The sequence below is a fragment of the Pseudomonas brassicacearum genome, from assembly GCF_000585995.1.
GTDB lineage: Bacteria > Pseudomonadota > Gammaproteobacteria > Pseudomonadales > Pseudomonadaceae > Aquipseudomonas > Aquipseudomonas brassicacearum_A.
This window is the reverse complement of record NZ_CP007410.1, coordinates 3540812-3562314: the sequence shown is the minus strand read 5'-3', so window position 1 is coordinate 3562314 and position 21503 is coordinate 3540812. Positions and strand designations below refer to the sequence as shown.

Annotated in this window: 21 protein-coding genes; 11 read left to right on the top strand and 10 right to left on the bottom strand. The window is 57.8% G+C overall.

Annotation, left to right across the window (positions count from 1 at the left end; translation table 11 throughout):
* Positions 1-6: 6 nt before the first annotated feature.
* Positions 7-1491, top strand: coding sequence for a hypothetical protein (locus CD58_RS15430; protein ID WP_025213899.1), 1485 nt, complete (start codon positions 7-9; stop codon positions 1489-1491).
* On the opposite strand, the gene CD58_RS15425 is transcribed toward CD58_RS15430, so the two are convergent.
* The 5 genes from CD58_RS15425 to CD58_RS15405 form a co-directional block, all read right to left on the bottom strand.
* Positions 1476-2432 (bottom strand): phosphoribosyltransferase, encoded by a 957-nt coding sequence (locus CD58_RS15425; protein ID WP_049866982.1) that lies wholly within the window; start codon positions 2430-2432, stop codon positions 1476-1478. The genes CD58_RS15430 and CD58_RS15425 overlap by 16 nt on opposite strands.
* Positions 2433-2567: 135 nt before the next feature.
* Positions 2568-3254 (bottom strand): hypothetical protein, encoded by a 687-nt coding sequence (locus CD58_RS15420; protein WP_144238573.1) that lies wholly within the window; start codon positions 3252-3254, stop codon positions 2568-2570.
* A gap of 116 nt (positions 3255-3370) precedes the next feature.
* Positions 3371-4798, bottom strand: a complete 1428-nt coding sequence (locus CD58_RS15415) for an anthrax toxin-like adenylyl cyclase domain-containing protein (RefSeq protein ID WP_080712556.1) — start codon at positions 4796-4798, stop codon at positions 3371-3373.
* 71 nt (positions 4799-4869) lie between these two features.
* Positions 4870-5646, bottom strand: a complete 777-nt coding sequence (locus tag CD58_RS15410; protein WP_025213895.1) for an SDR family oxidoreductase — start codon at positions 5644-5646, stop codon at positions 4870-4872.
* Positions 5643-5972 carry a nuclear transport factor 2 family protein gene (locus CD58_RS15405; protein WP_025213894.1) on the bottom strand — a complete coding sequence of 110 codons (330 nt, stop codon included), beginning with the start codon at positions 5970-5972 and terminating at the stop codon, positions 5643-5645. Before CD58_RS15405 ends, CD58_RS15410 begins: the two co-directional genes overlap by 4 nt.
* Positions 5973-6085: 113 nt before the next feature.
* Here CD58_RS15405 and CD58_RS15400 point away from each other — a divergent pair, with 113 nt between their 5' ends.
* Positions 6086-7012 (top strand): LysR substrate-binding domain-containing protein, encoded by a 927-nt coding sequence (locus CD58_RS15400; protein ID WP_025213893.1) that lies wholly within the window; start codon positions 6086-6088, stop codon positions 7010-7012.
* Between the two features lie 193 nt (positions 7013-7205).
* On the opposite strand, the gene CD58_RS15395 is transcribed toward CD58_RS15400, so the two are convergent.
* From CD58_RS15395 to CD58_RS15385, 3 genes are all read right to left on the bottom strand, one after another.
* Complete coding sequence (locus CD58_RS15395) at positions 7206-7619, bottom strand: DoxX family protein (RefSeq protein ID WP_025213892.1); 414 nt, start codon at positions 7617-7619, stop codon at positions 7206-7208.
* A 156-nt stretch (positions 7620-7775) separates the two neighbouring features.
* On the bottom strand, positions 7776-9335 hold the full coding sequence (locus tag CD58_RS15390) for a GMC family oxidoreductase (RefSeq protein WP_025213891.1): 1560 nt from the start codon (positions 9333-9335) through the stop codon (positions 7776-7778).
* A gap of 370 nt (positions 9336-9705) precedes the next feature.
* Positions 9706-10467 carry an alpha/beta hydrolase gene (locus CD58_RS15385; protein ID WP_025213890.1) on the bottom strand — a complete coding sequence of 254 codons (762 nt, stop codon included), beginning with the start codon at positions 10465-10467 and terminating at the stop codon, positions 9706-9708.
* Between the two features lie 114 nt (positions 10468-10581).
* Between CD58_RS15385 and CD58_RS15380 the strand changes: the two genes are divergently transcribed.
* The 3 genes from CD58_RS15380 (at position 10582) to CD58_RS15370 (ending at position 13568) form a co-directional block, all read left to right on the top strand.
* Positions 10582-12015: an HD domain-containing phosphohydrolase gene (locus CD58_RS15380; RefSeq protein WP_025213889.1), complete on the top strand. Its 1434-nt coding sequence runs from the start codon at positions 10582-10584 to the stop codon at positions 12013-12015.
* A 335-nt stretch (positions 12016-12350) separates the two neighbouring features.
* Positions 12351-12902 carry a helix-turn-helix transcriptional regulator gene (locus CD58_RS15375; RefSeq protein WP_025213888.1) on the top strand — a complete coding sequence of 184 codons (552 nt, stop codon included), beginning with the start codon at positions 12351-12353 and terminating at the stop codon, positions 12900-12902.
* A gap of 201 nt (positions 12903-13103) precedes the next feature.
* Positions 13104-13568 carry a hypothetical protein gene (locus tag CD58_RS15370; RefSeq protein WP_025213887.1) on the top strand — a complete coding sequence of 155 codons (465 nt, stop codon included), beginning with the start codon at positions 13104-13106 and terminating at the stop codon, positions 13566-13568.
* 90 nt (positions 13569-13658) lie between these two features.
* Here the strand turns inward: CD58_RS15370 and CD58_RS15365 are convergent, their stop codons facing one another.
* Both CD58_RS15365 and CD58_RS15360 read right to left on the bottom strand, forming a co-directional pair.
* The gene (locus CD58_RS15365) at positions 13659-15524 is read right to left on the bottom strand and encodes a hypothetical protein (RefSeq protein WP_144238572.1); all 1866 of its coding nucleotides are present in this window, start codon (positions 15522-15524) and stop codon (positions 13659-13661) included.
* 185 nt (positions 15525-15709) lie between these two features.
* On the bottom strand, positions 15710-16153 hold the full coding sequence (locus tag CD58_RS15360; protein WP_025213885.1) for a CesT family type III secretion system chaperone: 444 nt from the start codon (positions 16151-16153) through the stop codon (positions 15710-15712).
* A 601-nt stretch (positions 16154-16754) separates the two neighbouring features.
* Between CD58_RS15360 and CD58_RS15355 the strand changes: the two genes are divergently transcribed.
* The 6 genes from CD58_RS15355 (at position 16755) to sctL (ending at position 21410) form a co-directional block, all read left to right on the top strand.
* Entirely contained in the window at positions 16755-17732 is a 978-nt protein-coding gene (locus tag CD58_RS15355; protein WP_025213884.1) for a sigma 54-interacting transcriptional regulator, read from the top strand.
* Positions 17733-17763: 31 nt separating this feature from the next.
* A complete protein-coding gene (locus CD58_RS15350) occupies positions 17764-18126 on the top strand; it encodes a hypothetical protein (RefSeq protein ID WP_025213883.1) in 363 nt (120 codons plus the stop codon).
* Between the two features lie 61 nt (positions 18127-18187).
* Positions 18188-19072: a hypothetical protein gene (locus CD58_RS28780; protein WP_080712555.1), complete on the top strand. Its 885-nt coding sequence runs from the start codon at positions 18188-18190 to the stop codon at positions 19070-19072.
* Between the two features lie 52 nt (positions 19073-19124).
* On the top strand, positions 19125-19481 hold the full coding sequence (gene sctI / locus CD58_RS15340; RefSeq protein ID WP_025213881.1) for a type III secretion system inner rod subunit SctI: 357 nt from the start codon (positions 19125-19127) through the stop codon (positions 19479-19481).
* Positions 19482-19488: 7 nt separating this feature from the next.
* Positions 19489-20292 carry a type III secretion system inner membrane ring lipoprotein SctJ gene (gene sctJ, locus CD58_RS15335; RefSeq protein WP_025213880.1) on the top strand — a complete coding sequence of 268 codons (804 nt, stop codon included), beginning with the start codon at positions 19489-19491 and terminating at the stop codon, positions 20290-20292.
* Between the two features lie 542 nt (positions 20293-20834).
* Positions 20835-21410: a type III secretion system stator protein SctL gene (gene sctL, locus CD58_RS15330; protein ID WP_025213879.1), complete on the top strand. Its 576-nt coding sequence runs from the start codon at positions 20835-20837 to the stop codon at positions 21408-21410.
* Positions 21411-21503 lie beyond the last annotated feature (93 nt).

Here is a 21503-nt window from a genome sequence, read left to right as displayed (position 1 = left end):
CCCCTGATGCCTCGATCAAAGCTGTTCACTACTCTGTTTGTCGCGCTGCTGGGCGGCGCTGCGCTGTGGTACATGTGGATGATAACCAGCGCCAAGCTGGAGTGGGGCGGTGACAGTCCTGACCAGCAGCAAGTGGGCGCCGTGAAGGATACCCGGTTGCGGGCGATGACCCAGTATTGCACTGGCGTGGTCGTGACCAAGCAGGGCACCTGGCTGGTCGGACGGCTGGAAGGCGACGCCAGGCAGCTGGAGCCTTCTGCCGACGTGGTGGACTTGGATGCCGTGGTCTATGGCAAGCCGGTCGAGGACAAGGATAAAGAGGCGGAGGAGCCTGGGGCCTTTTCCAGTTTTCTCCCTCGTGGTGACAACGAAACCTCGTTCATTTCTCGCCTGGATGCCCAGGGTCAATTTCAACTGGTGGCGCATGTCAGCGCGGCGGCCTGCCTGGTGGCCAGTGCGGATGGGGCCAGCGTGTTCCTGCTCACGGGCCTTGATCGACCCGAAGCCCCAACCGCTGACGGCATCAACCAGACCGTGGTCTTTCGCAGCGACGATCAAGGCAAGCGCTGGACCTGGTTGGCCAAAGGCTGGTTTGCCGACGCCGATCAGTTGGCCTGGAACCTGGAACCGTATTTCCATGGATCGGATGAGGTCTGGGCCTGGGGACGGCCGAGCGGCGCCGACGATGACGATGGAGCGGAGACGACGGGGGCCATCTCGACGGGGGTCTTCTATTCGGCTGATCGCGGTGCGACCAGCACCCCGATATTCTCCACCGAGCCGCTGCTGGTGTCCGCCGAGTACTTGCTGGACAAACGACCGGAGATTACTGAATGGCGCACGAGCGAAGGCGCTTATGGCGAAGTCCGGACGAATGTCCTCCAGCTGGATGCTCAGCACGCGTTTATCTGGGCGTCACAACGTTTTTGGGGGAGCAATCCCGATGGCGTAAGCGACAATATCGCCTTCAACGTAACGACACGGACTCGACTGCTACGCAAGGCCGGGCAATGGCGGGTGGTGGATGTCCAGCGTGACGACAACCTGTTCATCGATGCGTTGGTGCAAAACGATGCTGGGCGGGTGATGGGCCTGATCGACCAAGGCGAGCGCGGACAAGACGTCGTCGCCGAACTGGATACAGCCGCGTTGGCCTGGCGTCCCTTGGGCGAACTGCCCAGCGTGTTCGATCCGCTGGCCTCGGACACTCGGTTGCGCGGCGGGAATTTCTGGGTGGGGCACAACAGTCTGTTGATCAATACCACCAGCGAACACAGTCCGCCGCGCTGGCTCTACTGGTGGTCGGATGCGAGCATTTCCGCCGATGGGGTGTTTTATTCCAAGGATTGGGGGCGTTCCTGGCACCGCCTCGCCATCGACGGCTACCTGGGCGTCATCGGCTTTCAAGCAGAGCAGGATCGGGTGATCTGGGCCAAGGGCAATTGGTTCGACAACAATGACCTGGGGATTTATTCCTATGGTTTGCGCTGAACATTAAGCAGTGAACCTGGCGCCCCAGGCGCACCGTGTTTCCAATCTGCCGCGCCGATCAATTTTCCCCGGCCGCACCCGGCATCCCACCAGATTACCCGCAGCAAAGGTGCTTGCTGCGCGATCAGGATCGCTTGTGTCGGGTCGCTTTCAACGAAGTGCGTGCACCCCAACTGTACGCATGCCCGGGCTTTGTAGAGGGCAACCTGTTCCGGGCTGTCGTTGCACGAGCGGGTATCTCTCATGATCAGCGGTGTCCCGCCATGGCCGTGTTGGCTTAGCCAGGCTTGAGTACGAAGGCGATCCATCTCCGGGCGCCCGGTGATAATCGCCTTCACCCGCCCCAGGGGCGGCAGTTGCTTGAAGGGCTCGAGGCGGTCGCGTTCGCCAAGCGCCGCGCTCAAGTCAGCCGCATAACGTTGGAGCGGGATATCTGGAAGTAGTATTCCGTCGAGGTCGATGGCGAACACGTCGTAATCATGGTCATGGGCCATTCTGCCGGTACGCCCGCCACCGGTGTCGTTCCAGCGATCGCGATAAGCGCGGGTAACGGCTTGGCGCTCCCAAGGGAACTGCAAGAAATACCCTCGCCCGTCCAGCCCGTAATCGGGGCGTATGCCGCTCAGGTCGTCAAAGCCGACAGTGAAAATCCTCACGATCAATCCCTTGCGCTGCAAGAACGCCAGGCAGTCCTTCAGGGTGTGCCCGGTGCCAGCGATGTCTTCACAGAGCAACACTTTGCTGCCTGGAGGAGGAAGGGGGACCGACGAGTCCCAAATCACGCTCCGATCGACCCGGTAATAGCGCAAAAAGGCCGGTTCAACGCCCGTGGCGTGCGAGACCATCAGCGCTAAGGGGCCTCCACCTCGCAATATACCGATGATGCTACTGAACGCCTGTTCGAGAAGCGTAGGCTGTATCGACGCGACCAAGCGATCCATCTGCTCATACGAGATAGGCAGCACGGGTTTGAGCAAGTGCGATTTCTGGACAGGCACTGTTTTATCCGGTGATGAAAGCGAGTCGTTCGGTGGGTGCTTGATGCTCTTGATAGCCCTACGGAGCCGTTAACAGGGCTATGGGGTTGGCACAGGGTTCGATGTCCAGTCGTTTGACTCACCACCGTCGGCGTCTACAAAGGAAAATCTGTAGGACAGGTCGCGATACTCGTCCAGGGAGTGTCGCGCTTCTTTGGAGATATCCGACAACGCCGCTTCGCCATGCTTGTCGACCAGCTCCAAAATCGCGTCGAGCGCCGCACGGGTCTTTGGGCTGAGCGCTTGATAGGCCTCGGCGCCGGCCTTGATCGCGGGATTATCGGGTTCGCCGGGTTCGACGCGACTCAGTCTGGTATCGGAAGGCTGGTTGACTGTTTCCAATGAAATGTCGGTCAGCGCCAACGAATCCAGGCTGTTTCGCTTAGGACGCGAAGCGCCGATTCCAGCGGTCCGCTCCGGCGGTAATGCTTCGCCCGGGCTGGTATTTCCTTGACTTAGCAATAGCTTGAATGTTGCCTCGTTGTGCTCAGTTGAGTAGAGATTCAGCGTCCCATCGGCAATGGCGTCGGCGGCCATATAGGCAATGGCCGACTGGATCATGTCCGGAGAGGTCTCCTTAAAAGCATCAAGGGTCTTTTTACTCAAATGTGCGGGTGAAAGTTTAGCGACGTGCTCGGTTTGAGCCGAAGTCTTGGCAGGCTCGATGGCTTGCCCATGCCGCAAGTGACCAAGGAACACGGAAGAGTTACTGGCACCCGATATCATTTGACTTCTCTCCTCATGCGCTTGTGCAAATTGGTTCGGTCAGATGAGTGGCCAATAGTGTTGTGCCGGTTCCCACGTCAGCCCGATAAATTTGCACCGCATAAGTCGGCGAGGATTTATTCGGTCAATCCACCGGACTGAATTCGCCGATGCTCGGCAGCCACTTTCAATAAATCCAGCTCAGACTGGGAAATATGACTGCCACGCCGGCTGCCTTGGCCGGACGCTATACTCCCGCGACGAGTGTCAGGGGGAGAAAGAGTCGAAGACTGACTACTGAGCTTGCGCATGATTTCTTGACTGCGGTTGGCGACGTTAGTCTTTAATTCATCATCAAACCAACGCCTGTTTCCAACCAGCACATAGCCTGTATGACCGCTTGCGTGAGCGTCACGCGCCTCCTCCAGGAAACCGTTTAACGTGACCTTGTCAGGTATGACTGCAATGGCGCCAAATTCGCCCAGTGCCTGCGGGGCAATGATGGTAGCTGGAAGGTTCCTGTGCATGTCTGTACTTGGATTGCCTTCGTCCGAGCCATGATGGACCAGGTTCCAGTCTGATGGATCATCAATATTCAGATGTGTTTTCAAATCGCCGCGTAATGAGTGGTTGATGTCGTCAATGACTCGTTCCTCGAGGCGGGTGACATAATCAACAGTCGGGGCGGCACCCGCCGTATCTTTGGCAGGGACATTTTCATATTTCGATCGAATATGGGCAATGCCAAGATCAGCGGGCTGCTCGTTTGGCGCGGCTGGTTTTACCGAGCTTCGCCGTTGACTCTGTTGTGGGACGTCATCCCATTGCGGCATCAAAAACAGCAAGTCGTAGTCAGCGGTGAAGGGAAGAGCAGGCCTGTCGTGAGGTTGAACCTTCGGTGCCAGCACTTCAACAGCCTGACCGTCCGTGGATATTCGATAGGTGCCGTTTGCTGTTTTATCAGCAGTGAAGTTAAACGTGGACCCATCCTCCTTGGTGCTTGCGAACTCAGGTGTAACAAGCGGTCTTATCAAATTATGTTGCTGCAGGTATTCCATACGTGCTGCTGGCAGCTCCAAAGGCACCTTAACCGCATGTCCGTTCGCCACGCACTGTTCGATTTGCAGATTCGCTTTTTCCGTATCGGCCGATGTCGTGCTGCCTTTTCCACTGAGCTGCTGATTTGCCGGAATAAAACCGAACAGCGGGCCGACCGTGGAACTCTTCCCTTTTATATTCAGCCCCTTGGTTGGATAGCCCATCTCTATCAGTTGTGCGTTGTGTGGATCAACAGGGCGGAAAGCGATAATGCATCGATGCTCCCGAGCGATGTCATGGAGCTGCTGCAAGTGCTTCCCACAGATACCGGTTTGCTGGCTGACTTTATCGATATCTTCGCGAACAACCTCAGTCAACGGGCGGGCGGAAGCTGACGTGGCATGCTCAGCCTTAGGCGCTGTTGCTGGGGTAAAGCTGAACGTTGGGTTCCATTGAGCCGGGCCTAAGCTAGTCATTCCATCGCTTTCCAGAGTTTTAGTTCTCGAATAAGTGGCGACATCAGGCATGTTGGTTCCGTAAACCTCGGGAATTTGCTCCTGAAGGTTAGGGGCGGACCGTCGAGGCCGCCCCACACTTCTTATGACGTCGTCGGAATGGTGCCGCCATCGATGACAAATTCGCTTCCCGTGATGGATGCCGCCCGAGGGGAAGCCAGGAAGGCGATGAGGTTCGCCACTTCTGCAGGTTTCGAGGGCCGGCCGAGTGGAATACCGCCTAACGCATCCATGATCATCTGCTTGCCGCCTTCATAGTCGGTACCTGCTTCCTTTGCCAGGCGCTCGGCCAATGCGACCGACGCCTCGGTTTCAATCCACCCCGGCGATACCCGGACGACACGCACACCTTTTGGCGAAACCTCCTTCGACAGGCTTTTGCTGTAAGTCGAGAGTGCTGCCTTGGCAGCCGCGTAGGCGGTCGTTGCTTCAGGCAGCGGCAGCCGGTTCTGAATGGAAGTCACGTGGATGATGACGCCCTCGTTTCGTTCGAGCATGTCCGGCAGCAAGGCACGATCAATACGCACGGCGGGAAACAGATTCAGATCCAGCTCGCGTTGCCAGTGCTCCTCATCCAGTGCAGCAAAGCCACCACCCGGTGCCGATGAGCCACCCAGGACGTGGATAATGATGTCGACGTTTCCCAATATCCGCCTGGTCGCGGCCACCAGCGTCGCGCAACCCTCGCGGGTCGACAGGTCAGCCGGAACGCACAAATCTGGCGGCATTTCGGCGTTTGCCTGGCGAGCCGAGGTCAGCACTTTTGCACCTTCTTCGAGCAGCAACTCGACGACTGCTTTGCCGACGCCCTTGGTGCCGCCGGTGACTAAAACGCGCTTGTCTTTCAAATCAAGATTCATGGGGTAATCTCCAGCGCGCGGATCCGGCCATCCGCTAACGTGAACAGGTGGTTCAACTGGACTGAGCTGCCTGGGAAATCACCGGTCACCCGAGCTGTGACGTTCAACGTGCCCGAACCCTGGATAACCTCGATTGGCTCGACCTGGAACGCGAAGGCTTGTTGCGTCTCGCGTCGCCAGGCCTCGATCGCATCGATCCCCGTGTGTGTCCGGTTTTCGTCAAGCACGGTGGCGTCTGCGCTGAAACATGTCGCCAGGCTTGATGCATCGTCGCCATTAGTGATGTCGAAGTACTGCTCGACGACGCTGGGAAGTCTGAATGTCATAAGCGGCTCCTTTCTGTCGGGAATTGATTACACCCAACGATCTTGCGGTCTACGGGATAGTTTGCTCAACTGGCATAAACGTAATGACTAATCCCGTTAAACAGGATAATCAGATGGCGGATCTTCGTGTCGGGCTCAATGAGTTGGAAGCGGTAACGGCCGTGGCGCGGCGGGCGTCGTTTCGGCAAGCGGCTATCGACCTGAGTGTTTCCACCACGGCATTGAGCAATACCATCGCCAAGGTCGAGTCGAACCTTGAAACGCGGCTGTTCAATCGCACGACACGTAGCGTGTCGCTCACTGAGGCCGGCAGGATGTACATGGAGCAAGTCGGGCCGGCGCTACAAGATGTCCGCGCGGCGCTCGAGGCGGTGCGCTCGCACAATGTCGGACCTTCGGGAATCTTGCGCATCAATGCGTTTGCAAGTGCCGCTCGAACGACCCTGATGCCGCTGATGCTGGAGTTTTCGCAGCGCTACCCAAAGGTGCATATCGATCTGGTTACCGAAGGGCGCTTGGTGGATATCGTTGCTGACGGCTTCGACCTTGGCGTGCGGTCTGCCAATCTGGTACCCAGCGACATGATTGTCATCCCCCTGGGCCGCCCGCAACGTTACGCCATCGTGGGCTCGCCGGCGTACTTCGAGGTGCACGGCCGACCTCGGACTCCCGCCGATCTTCTCACGCATCACTGCTTACGGATCCGCCTACCCAACGGTGCTATTTACCCGTGGCACCTGGAACGTGACGGGGAGGTCATCAGACTGGATGTGCACGGACAGTTCACTCTGGATGAGTCTGGCCTCGCCAAAGCTGTAGTCGGGACAGGCGTGGCCCTCGGTTTTTTCATGGAGCAGGATGTCCAGGCTGAAATCGAGAGCGGAGAGTTTGAGCGGATCCTGGAGGACTGGACGCCGGCGCGAGACAACTTATGCCTGTATTACCCGAACCGGCGTAACCCTTCGGCAGCGCTCAAGGCGTTTACCGATATGGCCCGGGCCAACCCGGCCGGCAACGAGAGACTGGCGCGACGGGCCTGAGCAGGCTTTCTATGCGGCGTCATGCTTCTGGTCGGAAACCGTGGGTGATGGCACCGAAAAAAACGCGCCCCGAAGAAGCGCGTAAAAAAATGGCTGGATGCGGCCAACCAAAGGAACTCATGACTGGACTTGCGCGGCTGTTTGATCGGCGGGTCAATGCAATCGCACGCGTGTGTCCATAAATCTCTGGTGCTCAGAAACGTGATTTTCGCCCTTTGCTTTCAACCAACGGCAGCAGGGAGCGGACGGCATTGCTGCGCAGGTAAAGCGAAGCCCAGGCCGCAATGCCCAACAGCGCACTGATGATCTGCGAGGCGGAGCCGAATTCTCCCAGGCGCAAATGGGTGCAAATGGCACCACCCAGGAATCCTGTCACCAGTATTGCGCCCAACACGGCGGTTCTCGGAATCACGTAGAGCACCGTGCAAACCAGGATGATGCTGCCAATGACCGAGGAGAGGTGATCGGGGAATCCGGTCAGCTCCATGTTTTTTGCGAGGACTTGGGGCGTGAAAAGATTCACACCGGCGTCGGCAAGCAATGCCAACACCACCAGAGCGCCCAGGACTCTGCCCGTCCAGTGCGCGACGCTGGGTTTTTTATGCATGTCTGAAATCATGATTAGGACCGTGGTAAAACTCATTGGGTGGGTTGACGCACACGTGTTCAATTCAAGCAAGGCCTGGTTGTCCCGCTGAATTCGGCTCGAAGCAGCCCTCGGCGGGTGGCTGGCTCGAACCGAGTCACCGGTGCCTGCTGGCGCTCAAATGTCGTAAGTGGACCGTATAGCCTCCACGGCCCGCTCACCGATCACGACGCACGGGGCCATCGTATTGCCGCTCGTGACATGCGGCATGATGGAGGCATCGGCAATGCGCAGGCCCTGGACGCCGTAGACGCGCAGTTGACTATCGACCACGGACATCGCGTCCTGGCCCATTTTTGCCGTACCGCATTGGTGCCAGTAAGTAACGGCAGCGTTGCGCGCGTAATGTTCGAGCGATTGGGTGTTGAGTTTTCCAGGCAGGCTTTCACGTTTGACCAAGCCCTTGAAGGGCGCCTGCGCGCCCAGTTCCTGGACAAATCGGATGTTTTCCAGCGCGTTGCGCCGATCGGTGGGATGCGACAACGTGTTGGGCTGGATGATCGGGGCATCGCTCACATTCGGACCGCTGAGCTTGACCCGGCCGCGACTTTCCGGATGGGCAAGGCCTGCGAACATTGTCCAGCCATGCGCGGGAACGCCGAGTGAGGCGGTCTCTGCGCTGGGCACTGGAAATTCAACTTGGCAGTGGAACATGTCGGGGAGATGCAAGGCGCTTTCGCTGCTCCAGTAGAGCGTTGCCTCCGAACCGCCATAACCCACCGGTTGTGGAGCCTGGTATTCGAAAATAACGGCAAAGGACACGTGGTCCTGATGATTGGTACCAACGCCGGGGAGATGCTGGACGAGCGGAATGCCATGGCGCTGCAATTCCTCCTCCGCCCCCACGCCTGATTGCATCAGGACCTTGGGTGTGTTGACCGCCCCCAGTGAAAGAATCACTTCGTGATCGGCGTAAAAACACTCGGTCTGCCCATTGTTTATGGTTTGCACGCCGATGGCGCGTTGATCCCTGAAGAGCACGCGGCTGACAAGCGTATCGGTCAGAACGGTGAGGTTGGGCTGGCCGCAGCGTGGAGCGACGTAGGCGCGGTAGATGGAATTACGCCGGCCATCCTTGACGATGAGATCATTCAAGGCCGCGCCTCCGCGGCCTTCCATCATGGCGCCGTTCGGGTTCTCGAAAGCCGGTATACCCATGCCGGCAGCCGCACTGATCATGGCGTCGGCAATCGGTTGGGCGTCTCGCACAGGCGCGACATGAACCGGTCCGCCCTTGCCGCGACGCACCGGATCGCAGGTGCCCCGATAGTCTTCCACGCGTTGATAAATTTTCAGGACCGACGCGTAGTTCCACGCCGGGTCGCCACTGAGTGCGGCGAAGTCTTCCCAGTCGTTTTTGTGGCCGCGGGCCCACAACATGACATTGACGCTGGACCCACCCCCCAAGCCGCGGCCCATATTCAGCGGGATTTTCCGGTCATTGAGATGAGGGTTCGCGGCGCCCACGAAGTTCCAGTCGCGCTCGGTGCCCAGGTTCAGCGGCCAGTTCCCCGGTTCCAGCACGTGGGGGTGGTCATCGCTGCCTCCTGCCTCGATGAGCAGCACCTGCACCTCGGGATTCTCGGCCAGCCGTCCGGCCACGACGGAGCCGGCGGTTCCCGCACCACAGACGATAAAATCGAAATGATGCTTTTTCAGCTCGGGATTCATAGGCATGAGCGAGGTTCCTTGGTCGGTGTGGTATCGCTCGCCAGATTCAAGCGTCGATCGAGGGGCAAAATCATTGCAGGGGAGAACATGCGGTGAATCTCGCTAGGGTATTGATGGGTGAAGCCGGGCACGATGACGGGTCAATCGACTGCCGTTTCGTTTGTTGGGCAATGAGTGACGGCTGGCGGGCAAAAGGTTCCAACGGATGTTTGCCGTCGGCTGGGTAACAGGAGGCGAAGCTCAATCTCGTCAGATGCGACGAGCGTAGCGAGGGAAGTGCGTTGCGTCCGAGCTTCCGACCACCCTGTCCTGAAACCGGTGGCAATCCATCCAGACGCAGCACTTCCCTCGATCCCGGCGCAGAAGAGGCCCGAAATTATTGGCCCTTCTGAACGGCCTGGATGATGACTTTTGCGACATCATCTGGACGCGATTGTTGTGGCACGTGGCTGGCGTCGATTTCGGTGACCTTGGCGCCGATTTTCTTGGCGAAGGCCCGCTGCAGATCAGGCTGGATCATCCGGTCTTCCTTGGCCACGACGTACCAGGTTGGCTTGCCTTTCCAGGCGGCGGCGCTGGTCTTGTCATCGAATGCCGAGGCGCGGATCGGCCCTTGCGTCGCGGCCATCACCGCGGTTTGCTCGGCAGAAAGATCCTGGGCAAAGCCGGTGGCCATCCCCTCGGCGGTCATGTACAGGAAACCGTTCTTGTCGGCAGCGATGTCTTTCACGCCGGACGGAGCGGGGTAATCCTTGCCCAGGTCTTTACTGGCTTGACCGGCGTCCGGAGCAAACGCGGCGACGTACACCAGGCTGCGTACTTTCTTGTCGGTGCCGGCTTCACTGATGACGGTGCCGCCCCAGGAGTGGCCGACCAACACGACGTCGTTCTCCTGGTTGTTCAGCACACGCTGCGTGGCGGCGACATCGTCAGCCAGCGAGGTCAGCGGGTTTTGTACCACGGTGACCTTGATGCCTTCCGCCTGCAGCAGGGGAACGACCTTGCCCCAGTCGGAGCCGTCGGCGAAAGCGCCATGGACGATGACGACAGAAGGTTGCTGCGTCGCGGCATGGACCGCGCCGCCGAGCAATGAGCAGGTCATGGCGAGTGTGAGGGCAAGGGCCTTGGGTTTGAACATGATGCGATCTCCTGTATGGGGTGAGCGCAGTTTCAGCGATACTCGCCGGCTGAGGTATCGGTCATTTATCCGAGGCCATCAACCATGTTCAATCGGATGTTCGGAGGAAACGACATGTCGGCAGGTGATTGCATCGAATCGGAAGACGCCATCCTGGCGTTGTCCATGGTGGGCGATTTGAGCATGGGCCAGCCATTCGATCAGTCGCGCCGCACCGCCCGCCTGGTGCAGATGCTCGCGCACGCGTGCAACGGCACTGGCGAGCACGCCGAGATCGGACGCCAGGTGGCCTTGCTGCGCTGGTCAGGGTGCACCGCCAATGCAGAGGGTTTTACCCGACTGCTGGGCGATGACGTCGAGGGTCGCAACGCAATGCTGACGCACACCCTCAGCGCGGCGGGCCAGCGAGCGATGCGCCGGTCCACGCCGCTGGCGCAGATTCATTGCGAGGTGTCCGGTGATATTGCTCATACATTGGGCTTGAGCGCCGAAGTCGAACACGGGCTACGTCATGTGTTCGAGCAATACGACGGCGAGGGAAGGCCATCCGGCCTGCGTCATCCGCAGGTGCCGGAGGTGGTTTATCAGGTGTTGCTGGCAGGTGATCTGGAGATCCTCTCCCGCAGGCACGGTCTGGAGGCGGCCTTGCAGTGGATTGCGAGCAAAAGCGATCGACGCTATCCAGCCGCGCTCGCCGCCGAAATGCTGCAACACGCCGAAGATTGGCTCGCACAACTGCGCGTGCCCCAGGTTGCCGCTTCGCGACAAATCGCACCGTCGGTGCCGTTGACCCTGGTCGGCGATGTGATCGATCTCAAGCTGCCGTGGCTGTCTGGGTATTCGCGACGCTCTTCGGAGCTGGTTCAAGAGGCCGCCAGACTTTCCGGACTATCAGAGGCATCGGTAGACCATCTCGGCCAAGCGGCGCTGGTCCACGGCCTTGGCCGCGCAGCGGTACCCAATCGGGTCTGGAATACCCCGGGTGCGTTATTGGAAGGTGATCTTGAGCAGGTGCGGCTGGTGCCTTACTGGACGTCGCGGGCCTGTAGCCAGATACCAGCGCTGGCAGTGTCGGGCCAGATAGCGGCTCACGCCTACGAGCGACTGGACGGCAGTGGTTACTTCCGCAGTCTCAACGCTGACGCTCTGCAAAGTGAACATCGCTTGCTCGCCGCAGCCCTGGCCTGGCAAGCGTTGCTGAGCGAGCGACCGTGGCGGCCGGCCTTCAGTCAGGACGCCGCCACCCGCCTGTTGTTGGACGAGGCGGACCAAGGACGCTTTGAGCCTCGAGCCTGTCAGGCGGTTATCGCGGCGGCGCGCGGGGATGCGACGATGACGGCCTGCAGGCCGAGCGGTGGCTTGCTTTCCGAGCGGGAAACGGAAATTCTGCGGCGCATCAGCGCGGGGGGAAGCAACAAGGAAGTGGCGCGCCAGTTGGGCATCAGTCCGAGTACGGTCCGCACCCATGTGGAAAGCGTGTTCCGTAAGCTTCAATGCACCACTCGTGCGGCTGCGACGCTCAAAGCCCTGACGCTAGGGTTGATTTGAGGCCGAGCAACATTGGCTGAGATGTCCTGCCGGCAGCGCGCTCTGAAGTAGGTTGATGCATCGGGAAATTAATCTTTTGATTCAATTGCTTGACCGTATTTTCGGTCTCGGCAGGTGCGCTTGCGCGTGGTCAGAAAAATGCCTGAGTAAGCGAGCGGTTGCTTTTGTTGCGTCTAAATCAATTTATTTGAAATAAAAATAGTTTATCTGATAAGCGGAGAAATATTGTTTCGAGTTTGGCTGAAAAGATGCAACGCGCTTTCTGATAAATATCCCTAAGATGAAGCAGCGGACCTGTCGACCCAGCGTGAATAATAAATAATCAGGAGCTGAGCATGATGAACCTGAACGGTTTTAGTTGCCTGTCAAGCGATGCCGAGAGCCATGCCATGGCGGCTCATCATGTCTGGCTCATTCCTGGGGCGTTTCCAGACGACGGTAGGGTGCCTCATTGGACCGTCGGTGCCTGCGGCCAGGCCGATGGACGTTCGTTGGCAGCCCAGGCATTGGTCCAGTCTTATGATCGGCTCGATGGCCGCGGCTATATCCGCGGCTTCGAAGGCGATTCAGGGCTGATTCGCTATCGACTGCAAGTTGCAACATTGACTTTGGAGGCCTTGCGCAGCCAGCAACCGCGGCAACTCGACTTGAGCGCCGAGGGCAATCGCGCCATGGTCCAACCCAGAACAAACAGCAGCCTGCTCTCCGAGCGTGAAGCACAAATATTGCGTTGCATCAGTGAGGGCGGCAGCAACAAGGAAGTGGCGCGTCAGCTTGGAATCAGCCCGAGTACGGTGCGCACTCACGTTGAAAACATGTTCCGCAAGCTGCAATGCACCACACGCGCAGCGGCCACGCTCAAAGCGCTGAGCCTGGGGTTGATCTGATTCAGGGCGGAATATGCGGCTGGATGCAGCGGGTTTTAATATCGGTTCCGGCTAAGCTGGGAAACGGCCATGGGCCTGGTAAGGACGGCGGCAAGCCTGTTCCGTAACGGTTGAAAGAGTATTGGCGCAGGAAAGATCAGAGGGCGAGTCTGGCGACAGGTTTGCGGTGCAAATAAGTACAGATTAATGGGAGTGGGTGCGATGGATGTGATGTCACAAGCAGCAGCCTGGATCAAGGAACCTTCGGCGGATGTCGGGGTGGTTATTGTCATCAGTGCGTCGTTACCCAAATACATCATTGATCAGGTGCACGTCGCCTTGGACGATTGGGACCAGGTTGCGTATCTGGCGGTCCAGCGTCCAGCGGAATTGATGCTCGACTGGCTGCAGTCAGGGGCGAAGCCGACGCAGTCGGGGACGCCTTCTTGCGGTCAGGCGAGGCAGTTGCTAAGCCCTGTGTGTCCAAATTGCTTTTTGTTGGATGTCGAAGTCGAAGCGATCCCAAGCCTCGCCTGGCTGGGGTCGGTCTGTGGTCACAAGCTGCGAGTCCTTGAGCTGAGCCTCGATGGGCTGTCCAATGTGAAAATGGACCAACAGGTCGAGCGAATTCTGTCGGCCGCTCGGATCCTGGCCCGGCGCCTGCTGCAAGAGCGATGCGTACTCTAGCGTAGGACACGGCGATAAAACTTCAACCGGCAGCACTGGGGTGATGTGTCTGCCGGTTGAAGTGTCCAGGTAGGAGGCTATCGAGCCGCGTCACTCTTGCGGAAAAGCTCCGGGTGGTTGTGGGTCCGCCACGTCATCAGAGCCCTCACCCAAGTGTGCGGCAACTTTCTTGATGGCAAGCTCGGTGAGTTCCGTCGGAACCTGGGACGCGACTTGCAATCCCCCTCGGACACGATGGTAGGTATTTTCTGCAGCTCTGCCCCATGTTCCCGGCATGGACCCGTGCGGTAAATCGGCCCGGTCGGGCGACCGGATGTTCTGCATTGCCGTTTGTGTGCGTGGGAAGTTGGACGCCGGTACTTGAGCGGGGGCGCCCGGCCCGGGCAACTCTTGCGTTTCACGCTCCTTTTCAAGCGCCGCCTGGTGGGCGTCGGTTTCCGCGCCCGCCTGAAAGCTTGCATAGGCCGGAATTAGTAGGGCCGGCGAGCCCAAAGCTGCCAGGAGTACCTGGCCGAACTGCTGCGCCGGCGTGTCTGAGCCAAAGGCCCGTGCCGCTGAGCTGACGGCCATTGCACTGCCCAACCCAGCGAGTGAACCGTAGGTTTTACTGAACAGGCTTTGACGAACCTCAGGATTGCTCGGGTCGCTGGCCAACACCGCGTCCGAAGCCGCTTTTGCCAGGCGATTCGCCAAAGGTTTGTCGACTTCCTTGAAGGTGTGGGTCGGCAGTTCACGTCCGCGCCGATCAGGAACGGTACTGCGCAGCTGCGCGCCCGATTGCACGCCGCCCATGATCAGGCCACCCGCCATGGAGGCCAGCGTGCGAGGACCAAACTGCTCCACTGGGATATGCGGCTTGGCTAGCCCTATTCCTTGCCGGATGCCTTGTGCCAGGCCGAACGCGCCGAAGGCTTCAGCCTCGCCAATGCCGGTTCCATTCTTGTTGGCTTGCTGGGCGTTGAGATGGCGACCGCGCAGTTCATCAACCTCCTGCATGGCGGCGTCTTTTTGCTCTGCGGTCAGGGGCTTGAGCTCGCCATCGACAATGACCCGGGGGTTCGGGTTTGGAATGACCTGTGACGCTTTCACCGGTTTAAGCGCCCACCCCCCCAGCATCTCTTGACTCATGGGCTTGAGCAGGTTGGTGCCTACTTCATGTGCCGCCGCCATCACGGGCGCTGTGGCGAACGCCTGGGCCTTCAGGTTTGGGACCGCTGACTCCATGACCGCCCGCGCGAAGCCGAACGCCAGGCCCGACGCGAGCATTTGTGGTACGGCGCCCGCGACGACCGCCTTGGCAGTCGCTCCCCAGCCGTCGTTGTGCTGATGGAGCTGCTGCAGCTTGGCGGGAAGTTTGGCGTTATCCAGCGCATCTTTGAATTCGCCATCGACTGAGGTGTGCTCGACCAAATCACTGAGCATCGTGCTGATATGTTCCCAGTCCTCTGAGGGTTGCTTCAATTGCTTCAGCGCGCTGACCGTTGCGTCCGCTTTGGTCAAGGCCGTTTTCAACGCGTCTGGTATCAGGTTCACGGTCTGTTGGGCATGAAGCGCGAAGGCGTTTTCGCTACGTTCTATGTGCTGTCGGTCGGCAGCCGACAGCTGTGGATCGGTCAATGCCTGTTCGTAGAGAGCGACGTGTGCGCCAAGCAAATCAGTTTGCGCGCGCACTGCCTGTGTCAACACCTTGTGGTAAGCCTCCAGGTCCGGTGAATGTTGGGGATCCTCAGTCAGCTTTTCCAACTCGTGGATCAGCGTCTGTTGCGCTTGCTTGGCATCGGCCAGTAAGCGTCCGGTCATGGATTCGGGCGCTTTCCCATTGGCTTTCGCAAATAGCTTGTCATTTATGTCAGCGTAGGGAGTACCGGGGTGCTCCTGCAGATATCTACCTTCCAGAACCATGCGCTGCTTGGCTACCGCGGCGTCAAAGCCGGACCGCCCCAGTCGGGGTGTCAACAGCGCGGCCTCCCTGGCTAGCGCGGGGGAGGGCTGTCCTGGTTGTGGCGACTGATGAGCTTGGGGGGCTGGGTTGTCGACGGGCGCGCGAGGGCGCATGGGCGTCAATGCGATATCTGTTCGCGGTGTGGACTGTGATCGTGTTGGGGTGAAGGGAAAAAAATTTCCTGCCGGTAGCGTCGGACCTAGCATAAACCCCCCAGACTCGTGCGCGCTGAAGGCGCGCGTTTTGCGCCTTCATCGAGAAAGTAGCTGTGTTGCCATGATTGCGCATACTCAGCGATATGCCCCAGCAACTGCACAAACTGTGGTGCGCCGATCTGGGTCAGCTCGACTGTGCAACTGAACTGTACTTGGCCCGTGTCGGCGTTGTGTGAAAAGCAGCAGGGACGGTCTCCGCTGAATAAATGAAAATTGATATTCATAAGCTGAAGTAAGATGGCATCTCTGCGTCGATCCGGTAACGGGCCGAAGTCTGCGTGAATCATGACGGTATCGGCTAAGTTGGCAAAACTGAAGGCAATGCCTTTCACGTTTAGCTGAACCCGATCTAAATCAATCGCAGCCACAGGGATCTGAGAGAGCTGACAGATATCTGTAACAAAACGATGGTAGCGCTCATTACTCATTTTTTTATTCTCTGAGCTATTTGAGGGGGATGATCCGTTGTCTTTTTATTGCGTCGAATTGTCTCAAGTACTGAGTGGTGCAAGGTGTCGACCAAGTTCCAAGTTTTTTTAAAAAAATAACGTCAAGCGTAGATGTATATCGAACTTTCTCGACGGCTTCGGTCAAACCGCGTTGTATCCAAACTGCGAAGTAATACAATTAAAATGACCGTCGGCGATTGACAGGGTTTGGGCGAGCGGTATTCTCTGCCGCCCTAAAGCAGCAGTTGTTGAATGGCTTTCAAGAAGAAGCACTGACAGCGACCAGGGAAAACTGGTCGGTACGATAGTGCCAAGTGGCCATTCAAATTGTTTCAAAAAATATCACCTACGCTCGATGGAATAACTGATCGCAGCGCGCGTCCCACACGCACTTTTGGATCTGCCGTGACATTTGATCAATAAATAGACTGTAAGCGCAGTGCGCGTGCAGCCGTCAGGCTTGGTGTAACGGGTCTGTCCGACCTGCGATCATAACTAATGATCGCGCAGCTTATGGCCATGCTTCGCCTCGTGCTTGCAGCGGGAGGGCGTATGAAGTAGTGCCGATCACGGGGTTTATATGGGTGTGTGCGATTACTTTTACTGCGGACCTGACAGCATAACCGAAGCGCCTGATATCAAGGTCATCGCCCAAAGTACTTCACTGCTTGGCGTCGATCTGTTGCTTTCTGGAGAGACGGGGACCGGCAAGGACACCCTGGCTCAGCGCATCCACTCAATGTCTGGGCGCAAGGGTGCCTTTGTCGCGATGAACTGTGCGGCAATCCCGGAATCGCTGGCCGAAAGTGAATTGTTTGGTGTGGTCAACGGTGCGTTCACCGGGGCTAACCGCTCGCGAAAGGGCTACATCGAGGCTGCGCAGGGCGGGACTTTGTACCTCGATGAAATCGATAGCATGCCCCTCAGTTTGCAGGCCAAGTTGCTGCGGGTCCTTGAGGTGCGAGCGATTGAGCGCTTGGGCTCTACCACGGTCATTCCATTGGATATTTGTGTGATTGCATCGGCTCAGCGGCCCTTGGCCGAGCTGGTGGATCGGGGCGAGTTCAGGCGCGATCTGTATTTTCGGCTCAACGTGCTAACGATCCAGTTGCCAGCGCTACGTGACCGTCGCGAAGACATCGTTCCGCTGTTTTCCCAGTTCGTGGCCGCGGCTGCGCAAGACCTGGGGTGCGAGCCTCAGGCTATATCGCCCGAGCTCATGCAAGCGCTCTTGGGTCATCCCTGGCCGGGGAATATCCGCGAGTTGAAATCAGCGGCCAAGCGATTTGTTCTGGGGCTGCCGTCGTTAACCCTTGGCTCAAGCGCGGAGATCGAGGGACGCACGCTCAAGGCGCAAATGCGGGCTATCGAACGCATCCTTATTCAAGAAGCCCTCAAGCGTCACGGGCACTCGATTGATGCGGTGAGTGTGGAATTGGGTATACCTCGTAGAACACTCTATCACCGCATCAAATCGTTAGACGTATTTGGTAAGGCCTCAACGCTTGAAAAAAAATTGGAACCTGATCTAGAGAACTTCCCACCTATTATTACCTAGCAATTTTGCTAGCGTATGAGGAGTCTTTACCATGGGTGGAAAAATCTCGTCTAATAATCCCTTTGCCAGCATTACCAATACAATCAGTAGTGCAACAAATGCGGGTGTCAATGCATTTCAGGGCGCCAAACAAGAGGCGAATAACGTTAAAGGGAACGCCGCGCAGCAGTCTCAGGCGACGCATATGTCTGGAGGGGGAGATGCCGCGTCTGCACAAATGGCGGCGATGGAAAGTATGGACAAAAAACAGGCTCAAATGATTGCCCTGCAGAACAAGGCGGCTGAGCAGAACTTGATGCAGAATACCTTGGCCTCTATCGCTGGCGCTCAAGCCGATACGGCGAACAAATCTATTTCCAACGTTGCTCAGACGATGAAAGGCATTAGCTATTAAGAGCCTCAGCCCAACCGTTTGTAGCGGGGTAAGGGCTTAATATTAGTGAGAGTCTAAAAAAATGCTGAATCCTATTATCAGTTTGGTAGCCCCCGCTATCGGCGGGTCGGGTGCTTCTGGTGTTTTTCCTTCTAAAAACACCGGTGCATCCAATGCCTCGCCTTCCTTGTCAGGTGTCATTACGGAGTTAGCCAACTCCTTGATGTCCGGCGGGAAGCCGGATCTTAATAGTCCCTTGGGAAAGATGGTGCATGACAAACTTTCCGAAAATAAGGGAATGGGTCTTATGGGCTTGGCAGCAAACCCTCAAGAGACCCTGAAAAATGCCTTGATGGACGTTGTTAAAGACAAGATGGGGAGCAACTTTATCGCCAATGCTGGAAGCAGGGATAGTAAGGACCTCATGGCTGAGGTTGCGAGTGGGTTGGGCCAATCCGCGCTGAACAACGCACTACAGGCCAAAGGCGACGGCACGACTTTTTCCAAGGCTGACAAACCATTGCTTCAGCAAGTGGCTGACTATATGGATAAAAACAAGGCCACCTTCGGAGCGCCCGATTCCGGGTCATGGAGTAAAGAACTGGACGAAGACAATTATCTGTCTAAGGGCGAAACCGCCAAATTTAAGCAGGCACTCGAGCAAGTCTCTCAGCATATGGCGGGCGGGCCCAATAAAACCGATTATCCGGATAATGAAAAGATGATGGGAGGCGGGCAAGGTGGTTTCGGCAGCAGTCCCGCGCCATCGAGCGGCACGAGTGAGATAGACCAATTGCGCCAGATGTTAAATAGCAGCGCAGGCATGGAGGCTTTTCAACAAGGGTTGCAGTTGGGGTTGGGAATCGCTTCCGGTGCGCCATCTGGGATTGCGATGAGTCAAGGCGAGCATACGGCATCTCAGGCTGCTCAGAACGTCGTTGACGTGATGCGCGCCAGCATAGCGTAGTCCTGAAAAGCCAGTTCATAGTCCATCGTCTACGTTCTACAGGAGAAACCCGGTGACCATTTCCAACGTGAATTCATTCAGGAACGCCGCACCTGACCATGAGCTGGAGATGGTTTCCGCTCCCCCTCAAGCTGATGTCGATCTGTTTGACAGTGCCATGCGCGACAACCACGAGCCTGCTGGCCTGGCAAGTGGCCTGATGAGCGCGATTTCGGATCGTCTCACTGGCCAAGTCGAACTGTCACATCAGGCTGAGCGCGCGATGAAGTCCGCATCCGTTTCAATGGATCCGATGGATATATTGAAAATGAGTGGAACCCTTTCCCAGTATTCATTACAAACGGCGCTCACCACCAAGGTCGTGAGTAAAGGCGCACAAGTGCTCGATAAACTGACCAATCTGCAATAGGTTCTTCGTGAAAGTACCCGGCTTATTAACGGTTCTGGCTATCCTGGCGCTCGCCGGATGCAGCGACGACACCGTATTGTTCAGCGGCATGACCGAGCAGCATTCCAACTCAGTAATCGCCAAGTTGGCTCAGGAGCATATAACGGCCCGTAAGCAGATGGAAAAAGCCGGCGTTACCGTAATCGTCGCCAATAGTGATGTGAACCGTGCGGTGAGGGTGCTTGATGCTGCCGGTCTACCTAATCAGACACGGGCCAGTCTTGGCGAGATATTTAAAAAGGAAGGGGTCATCTCCACACCGCTGGAAGAGCGGGCTCGCTACATCTATGCGCTGTCGCAAGAATTGGAGTCAACGCTGTCCCAGATTGACGGGGTCATCGTGGCCCGTGTGCATGTCGTCTTGCCGGAGCGCATCGCACCGGGCGAGCCGGTTCAGCCGGCTTCCGCCTCGGTGTTCATCAAGTATGCGGCGTCGACGCTGGATCCGGACAGTGTCCGCGGGCGTATTCAACAGATGGTTGCCAGCAGTATTCCAGGGATGAGTCAGGACAGCAGCGCCACAAAGAAATTCTCGATTGTATTCGTGCCATCGGTGGAGTTTCAGGACCCGGAGCATCTTGTGCCTTTCGGACCGTTTCTGATTGACAGCGAGGATGCCGGCTTCTGGTGGGTGATGGTCATTGCCTTGCCGCTGTGCCTGGTGTCCATGGCGGGGGGCGCAGTCCTGTTGCTGCGTCCAGATTGGCGCCAGGCCTTGTTAGCACGCTTGCGCGCCAGGCGTAGGCCAACCGGCTTGCCCGCACAGCTATGACCGATGAGCAGTGGGTCGGGTGGTGGTGCTGTACGTGGCGTTGGATGCACCCGAAGTGGAAGTCCAGCGTGGGGGAGCAATGGGGGATTGATTTTGATGTTTGCATGGGCGTCTGGCGCAGCCGACACGACGCGTTGCTGACCTTGCTGGGCATCCCCTCTTCAGCGCCGCCCGAGCCAGAGCCCAACGTAATCGAATGGCTGTCTTTGACAGAAGCACAAAGGTTGCAGGCTTTGGCTCTGGTGCGTGCGATCTGTTTTGCCGCGCCAAATGATCAATTGTCCGATGAACAGTGGTCTTGGTGTCGTGGTGTAGCCAAGGCTCTACGCCCAGGGTTCTGGTTGAATGAGAATGTCACTGACCCCCGCGCAATACTGGCCGGCTGGCTGGGCGAGCGGTGCTGGTCGCGCCTGCGCCTTTTATGGCCCCCGAGGAGGCACCAGAGCCTGCTTTTAACGTTCCCGCCCGCAAACTCGATGCGCTGTGGCGGTCTGTGTTGTGGAGGGTTCGGGCATGACAGACATGCAGGTTGAACGTCAAACATGTTGATTCGACGAAATTTGTCCTTGGGCGATCGCGAGACGGGGGGCGAGCTGGTCGTCCGTCACGAGCAGTTCGCTGACTACCGGACAGCCGTTGATGTGATGTCGCAGGCGCGAGCCGAAGCGGATGCGTTGCTGCTGGAGGCAGAAAAACTGCGGCAGGATTATCTGGATCGAGCGCTGGCTCAGTTCTGGGACCAAGCCAGTAGTTTGTTGGAGGCGCTGGAGGCCGAGCGCCAACAATGCAGGAGCCGTGTGGTCGACGTTTGCCGGGATTTGTTGAATGTCGTCATCGGCCGACTGTTCGATGAATGCCAGCCCGCAGAGCGTGCCAGGATCTTGCTGGAACATCTGGCGGCTTCCCAGGCGTACCCGATGGGCAGCGCCACGTTGAGGTGTCATCCCGAGCTTTTAGTCGAGGTGCAAGCTTGGCTGGAGGCCAACAGCTCTTCGGCTCTGTGGCAGTTGAGAGAAGACACCACGATCCCGGTCCAGTCTATTCGCCTGAGCACCGACGCTGGCGAGTACGACATTGATTGGACCGGTCTACAACGCTCATTTCAGGTCGCAACCTAACACTTCGGCAATCCCATCATATTTTTAGTCGCCCATTCTTTTTGGAACCAGCAAGAGAGGCGTCGCCACTCATATTGCGTAAATTCTCAAGGA